The organism is Streptomyces mutomycini, from assembly GCF_001700505.1.
In the GTDB taxonomy this organism is placed as follows: domain Bacteria; phylum Actinomycetota; class Actinomycetes; order Streptomycetales; family Streptomycetaceae; genus Streptomyces; species Streptomyces mutomycini.
The window spans coordinates 1-5,699 of record NZ_MAPV01000185.1 but is presented as its reverse complement, the minus strand read 5'-3'; the positions used below and the strand labels follow the sequence as shown (position 1 = coordinate 5,699).

General features: G+C 71.1%; 7 protein-coding genes. 5 read left to right on the top strand and 2 right to left on the bottom strand.

Annotated features, from left to right (window positions below):
• From BFF76_RS24525 to BFF76_RS24505, 5 genes are all read left to right on the top strand, one after another.
• Positions 1 to 203: hypothetical protein (locus tag BFF76_RS24525; RefSeq protein WP_141695653.1), on the top strand; the 203-nt coding region annotated here is incomplete at its 5' end.
• Positions 200 to 679: a roadblock/LC7 domain-containing protein gene (locus tag BFF76_RS24520; protein WP_031091429.1), complete on the top strand. Its 480-nt coding sequence runs from the start codon at positions 200 to 202 to the stop codon at positions 677 to 679. The genes BFF76_RS24525 and BFF76_RS24520, both read left to right, overlap by 4 nt.
• The gene (locus BFF76_RS24515; RefSeq protein WP_031091432.1) at positions 676 to 1,089 is read left to right on the top strand and encodes a DUF742 domain-containing protein; all 414 of its coding nucleotides are present in this window, start codon (positions 676 to 678) and stop codon (positions 1,087 to 1,089) included. The genes BFF76_RS24520 and BFF76_RS24515 overlap by 4 nt, the downstream gene beginning before the upstream one ends.
• Complete coding sequence (locus BFF76_RS24510) at positions 1,070 to 1,720, top strand: GTP-binding protein (protein ID WP_031091433.1); 651 nt, start codon at positions 1,070 to 1,072, stop codon at positions 1,718 to 1,720. The genes BFF76_RS24515 and BFF76_RS24510 overlap by 20 nt, the downstream gene beginning before the upstream one ends.
• Before the next feature lie 37 nt (positions 1,721 to 1,757).
• Positions 1,758 to 2,999 carry a styrene monooxygenase/indole monooxygenase family protein gene (locus tag BFF76_RS24505; protein WP_053930476.1) on the top strand — a complete coding sequence of 414 codons (1,242 nt, stop codon included), beginning with the start codon at positions 1,758 to 1,760 and terminating at the stop codon, positions 2,997 to 2,999.
• Positions 3,000 to 3,069: 70 nt separating this feature from the next.
• On the opposite strand, the gene BFF76_RS24500 is transcribed toward BFF76_RS24505, so the two are convergent.
• Both BFF76_RS24500 and BFF76_RS24495 read right to left on the bottom strand, forming a co-directional pair.
• Entirely contained in the window at positions 3,070 to 4,224 is a 1,155-nt protein-coding gene (locus BFF76_RS24500; protein WP_065849078.1) for a C40 family peptidase, read from the bottom strand.
• 176 nt (positions 4,225 to 4,400) lie between these two features.
• Positions 4,401 to 5,699, bottom strand: a 1,299-nt coding sequence (locus tag BFF76_RS24495) for an outer membrane protein assembly factor BamB family protein (protein WP_167359527.1), incomplete at its 5' end; no start/stop codon positions are given.

Sequence of the window (5,699 nt, the reverse complement as noted above, 5' to 3'; positions counted from 1 at the left end):
CCCCGGTGGAAACCGCCGAGCGCAGGAGCAGCCTGGACAAGGACGACCTGCGCCGCCGGCTCGGCGGTTTCCACCGGGGTGCGAAGGACGGCCGCCGTGATGTCGAGGCGGAGATCGGCGAGAGCCGCCCACAGAGCGACCACGACCGGACCGACGGTCGAATCGATGAGACGGGGGACACAGTCGAGGAGGCACGCAGTTGACTGCGCCCAGCACGTTCGGGCAGAGCACCGAGGCCCAGAACCTTCACTGGTTGCTGAGCAATCTCGTGGAGGAGGTGCCAGGAGTCCACTCGGTCACCGTCGTCTCGTCCGACGGGCTGATGCTGCTCTCCTCGGACCCCGGACTCGCGAAGACCACGGCCTCAGGGCGGCAGGACGGCCCGCGTGGCTCCAGCGCCGACCTGGCCACGATCGTCTCCGGCATCGGATCCCTCACGACAGGCGCCGCCAAGCTGATGGACGGCGGCGGCGTCAAGCAGACGATGGTCGCGATGGAGGAGGGCAGCGTCTTCGTCATGTCGATCAGTGACGGTTCCCTCCTCGGTGTGCACGCCACCGCCGACTGCGACATGAGCGTCGTCGCCTACCACATGGCGCTCTTCGTCGGCCGTGCCGGACACGTACTCACCCCCGAACTCCGCAGTGAGCTGCGCAAATCGATGGAGAGCGCCCAGTGACGTCAGCTGCCGAACCCGTACGAAAACTCCCCGTCAGAGGCTCCGACCGCAAGGTCGCACGGGTCCGTCCGTACTCGCTCACCGGTGGCCGGACCCGCTTCGGGCACGTCCTGCTCGTCGAGACGTTCGTCGCGGCGCTGGACGCTCCGGAGGTGCGCCGCGAGCTCACGAACGGCAACCTCGCCTCGCGCGTCATGCCTGAGCTCCACGCCATCGTCGAACTCTGCCGTCGCATGCGTACGGTCGCGGAGATCTCGGCCTTGCTGAAGATGCCGCTCGGCGTGGTCCGGGTGCTGCTCAGCGACTTGGCCGACCAGGGAAAGATCCGCGTCTACGGCACCGGTCACGGCACCGGCCAGCCCGACCGCGCACTGCTCGAAAGGGTGCTCAATGGACTCCGTCGTCTCTGAGGCGCCGCTCTTCACTCCGCGTCAGCGGGTGCCGCAGGACCGGCCCGAGGAGTCGGTGCAGTCCTGGCAGCTCGACCACACGCGCGCACCGATAGCCACCAAGATCGTCGTGGCGGGCGGGTTCGGCGTGGGCAAGACGACCTTCGTCGGCTCGGTCTCCGAGATAGACCCGCTGCAGACCGAAGCACTGATGACGCAGGCCAGCGAGGAGACCGACGACCTCACGGCCACGCCCGACAAGGTCACCACGACCGTCGCGATGGACTTCGGCCGGCTCACGCTGGACGACGACCTCGTCCTGTACGTCTTCGGGACCCCCGGCCAGCAGCGCTTCTGGTTCATGTGGGACGACCTGGTGCGCGGCGCGATCGGCGCCGTCGTCCTGGCCGACACCCGTCGCCTCGCCGACTGCTTCGCGGCGCTCGACTACTTCGAGAGCTGCGGCCTCCCCTACATCGTGGCCGTCAACCACTTCGAAGGGGCGGCCGGTTACGCGGAGGACGATGTCAGGGAGGCCCTGACAATACCTCCGCACGTGCCTGTTGTGATCATGGATGCGCGTAAGAGGATCACCGTCGTCGAGTCGCTGCTCGCCCTGGTGGGCCACGCACTCGACACCGCGCCCGAGTAACGACAGACGCACCCAGCACACGTAACGGAGAACCGCGATGCGGAAGATACTCATAGTCGGAGCCGGTCAGTCCGGTCTCCAGCTCGCCCTCGGACTGCAGTCCGCAGGGTACGAAGTCACCCTGATGTCCAACCGCACCGCGGACGAGATCCGGTCCGGCCGGGTCATGTCGACGCAGTGCATGTTCCACACGGCTCTCCAGCACGAGCGCGACCTCCAGCTCAACTTCTGGGAGTCGCAGGCCCCGCGGATCGAGGGCCTCGGCGTCTCGGTCGCCGGACCCGACTCCTCGCGCGTCATCGACTGGGTCGGCAAGCTGGACGGTATCGCCCAGTCCGTCGACCAGCGCGTGAAGATGGCCGGCTGGATGGAGACCTTCGCCCAGCGCGGCGGGCAGCTCGTCATCCACGGCGCCGCGGTCTCCGACCTCGACTACTTCTCCCGCACGTACGACCTGGTGATGGTCTCCGCGGGCAAGGGCGAGCTCGTCTCCATGTTCGGCCGTGACGCCTCCCGTTCGCCGTACGACGCCCCGCAGCGGGCGCTGGCGGTCGCGTACGTCCACGGTATGGGCCCGCGGCCCGAGCACCCGGAGTTCGACGCGGTGCGCTGCAACCTGGTCCCGGGTGTCGGTGAGCTCTTCATCATGCCGACCCTGACGACGTCGGGCCGCGCGGACATCCTGTTCTGGGAGGGCGTCCCCGGCGGCCCGCTCGACGCGTTCCAGGGCATCAAGGACCCCTCGGAGCACCTCGCCAAGACGCTGGAGCTCATGGAGAAGTTCACCCCGTGGGAATACGCACGCGCCACCAAGGTCGAGCTGACCGATGCCAACGCCACGCTGGCGGGCCGTTACGCCCCGACCGTGCGCAAGCCCGTCGGGCGGCTGCCCGGCGGTGGTCTGGTCCTCGGGGTGGGGGACGTGGTCGTCGCCAACGACCCGATCACCGGCCAGGGTTCCAACACCGCGTCCAAGTGTGCGCACTCCTACCTGCACTCGATCCTGGAGCACGGCGACCGGCCGTTCGACGAGGAGTGGATGGAGGCCACGTTCGAGCGGCACTGGGAGAACACCCAGCACGTCGTGAAGTGGACGAACGCGATGCTCGGCCCGCCGCCGGAGCACGTGCTGAACCTGATCGGCGCGGCCGGTCAGCTCCAGCCGGTCGCGGACCGGTTCGCCAACGGGTTCAACAACCCGGCGGACTTCGACAACTTCTTCTTCGAGCCGGAGAAGACGAACGCCTACCTCGCCGAGGTCTCGGGCGCGCAGGGCTGACACAGGCGCATACGGGGGCCGGGCCACCACATTCCGTCACACAGCTGTGGACGGTGGGGAGGCCCGGCTCTCATGCGTCCGGGGCGTCGTAGCCCGTGTCCGCGCCAGAGGTTGCGCTCTCGGGCAGTTCCGGCAGTGTGTACGCGCCGAGCGACTCGCTCCCCGGGTCGGGGCGTACGGCCCCGAGCAGCGGGTTCGAGGCCAGTGGTGAGACCTTCACCGTGGCGCCGGGCCTGGGGGCCTGCACCACGAGACCGTCGCCGATGTAGAGCGCGACGTGCGTCGCCTTCGGGAAGTAGACCACCAGGTCGCCGGGGCGCAGCGAGCCGACCGGCACCTTCGGCAGCCGGCGCCACTGTTCCTGCGAGGTACGGGGGATGGCCAGGCCCGCGGAGGACCAGGCCTGCGAGGTGAGCCCCGAGCAGTCGTAGGACTCCGGCCCCTCCGCGCCCCACACGTACGGCTTGCCGATCTGCTCGACGGCGTAGCGGACGGCCTCGGCACCCTCCTCGGAGGGAGTGCGCACCGAGCTGAGCGCGCCCGATGCGGCGAGTGCGCCCTGGGCCGCGCCGATGTTCTTCTCCTCCAGCGCCGACAGCGCGGCGAGCTGCTCGGCCGACAGCGAGGCCAGCATCGCCTCGATGCCCTTCAGCCGGGACCGCACGGTGTCGCGCTGCTCCTTCTGGCGGGCCGCCAGAATCCGCTGCCTGGCTTGCGCCGCACGGGACTTGGCCGCGAGGTCCTCGGCGCGCCGCTCGGCGCCGGTCAGCCGGTCGACCACGGCCGAACGGCCGGCCTGGGCCCGCTCGATGACGTGGCTCTGCTCAAGGGCACGGGCCGGGTCATCGGCCAGCAGCAGCGTCAGATACGCGGAGAAGCCGGTGCGCCCCTGGTACTGGTCCCGCGCCAGCCGCCCGGCGTTTCGGCGTCCGGAGTCCAGCGCCTGCCGGGCCAGGGCGAGTTCGGCGCGCAGCTTCCCGGCCTCGGCGGTCCGCTTCTTCAGCTCCTCCTCGGTGCCGTTGAAGAGCTCGCCCGCCTCCTCGGCCTTCCGGTAGAGCGTCTGCAACTGCTTCAGCAGCCCGGCCACGCTCTGCGGAGCCGGCCCGGCCGCCGGTGCGGGGCCGGGAGCCGGGTCCGGTCCGGACGGCTCGGCGACGGCGGGCGAGGCGGCGACGACAGCGGCCAGCGCCGCCGTGCAGAGGGCGCGTGCGACTCTGCCCGGCACGGCATCACCTCCGGGGTCAGGGGGTGATACCGATTAATCGGACTACCCCACAATTGGTCGGATCGCACCCATCCGGCCACTCGGTGCAGGGCGATGCAAGGACCGCACGGCGTGCCGCCCGGGGTGGGCCCCGAACGGCGGACCCCCGGTGGCGCGGGTCCGCGCCTGCCTGCGCGTCACTTCACGGGGAACGCGTAGAAGGCCCGTTCCCGCTGGACGACGACGGTGCTCCCGGCGGCCAGCACCCGGTACGGAGCGCTGACCTTCGCGCCCTTCGGGTCCTGGGCCCCGATGTCCTGGAACTTCCACAGCCGGCGCCCGTCCGCCGCGGCGAACGCGGTCACCTGGGAGACGTCCGCGGCGAGCAGCGTCCTCCCGCCACCGCTCAGCGTGAGCGCGGGGGCGTCGCCGCCGAGCGGAACCTCGGTGGACCGCCGCCAGAGCAGCTTTCCGGTCGCCCGTTCGACCGCGCCGACCTCCTGGTTGCGGTTCGTGGTGTGGAGCAGCGTCCCGGCCGGGAGCGACGGGCCGAAGACGGACGACGCGGTGCCGTTCAGCGTCCAGACCGGCTTCCCCGTCCCCGTATCGAAGGCCTGCAGGTCGTCGCCCACCGCGCCGTACAACCGCCCCTCCCCGTCACCGACCGCCGCGCCGGCCTCGGCGACCGTGCCGAAGCGCCGGCTCCACAGCAGCTTCCCGGTGTCGCGGTCGAAGCAGCGGAAGAGGGCCTTGCCCTTGCCGGCCGAGGCATCGGCGGCGGTGAGCGTGCCGGCGTCCTGGCGTACGACGAGGTCGGCGTCCCGGACCGCGGTGATCCGGTAGGCCGGGGTGCCGGGTGCCCGGCCCGCGGGGACGGCCACCCGCCAGAGTTCCTTGCGCAGCACGACGTCGTACGCGAAGAAGTAGGCCTTGACGGCCTTGGTGTCCTTGCCGCGCTTCTTGCCCTTCTTCGGCTTGGGCGCCTTCACCGTGACGGTGTGGGAGCCGGTGAACCAGAGGACGGACCCGGACGATCCGGTGAGCGGGGCCACCTTCATGTCCGGTACGCCGGCGAACTGGTCCGCGAAGCGCACCCGGTGCTCGATCCGTCCGTCCTCCGGCGACAGCCAGAGGAACTCGGTCGGGCTCACCAGGACGCAGAGGCCCTTCCCGCCCGCCAGGACCTCCTGGGCGCCTGCGGCGTCGGCGCGCTCCCAGACCTTGCGCCCGGTCCGGAGGTCGACGGCGGTCGCCCCGTCGGTGTCCGTCAGCACCAGCAGCTCGTCCTGCCAGACACCCGCGGTCAGCGGGGCCGGTGCGGCGGCCGGGTGCGTGTACATCCACCGGGGGTCCGGGGCCCGGCCGGGCGCGGTGGGCCGGGGCGCGGCCGCCGGTTTGCCGTCGGCGGCGGAGGCGGGCTCGTCGGACCCGAAGGCGGACACGGCCACCCCGCCCAGGACGAGCCCCGCCGCACCGGCGGCGACGGCGGTGAGCAG

Bases quoted from the DNA above. Each gene is read 5' to 3' on its own strand.
- BFF76_RS24505 (WP_053930476.1), top strand. From the start codon at position 1,758: ATGCGGAAGATACTCATAGTCGGAGCCGGTCAGTCCGGTCTCCAGCTC.
- BFF76_RS24510 (WP_031091433.1), top strand. From the start codon at position 1,070: ATGGACTCCGTCGTCTCTGAGGCGCCGCTCTTCACTCCGCGTCAGCGG.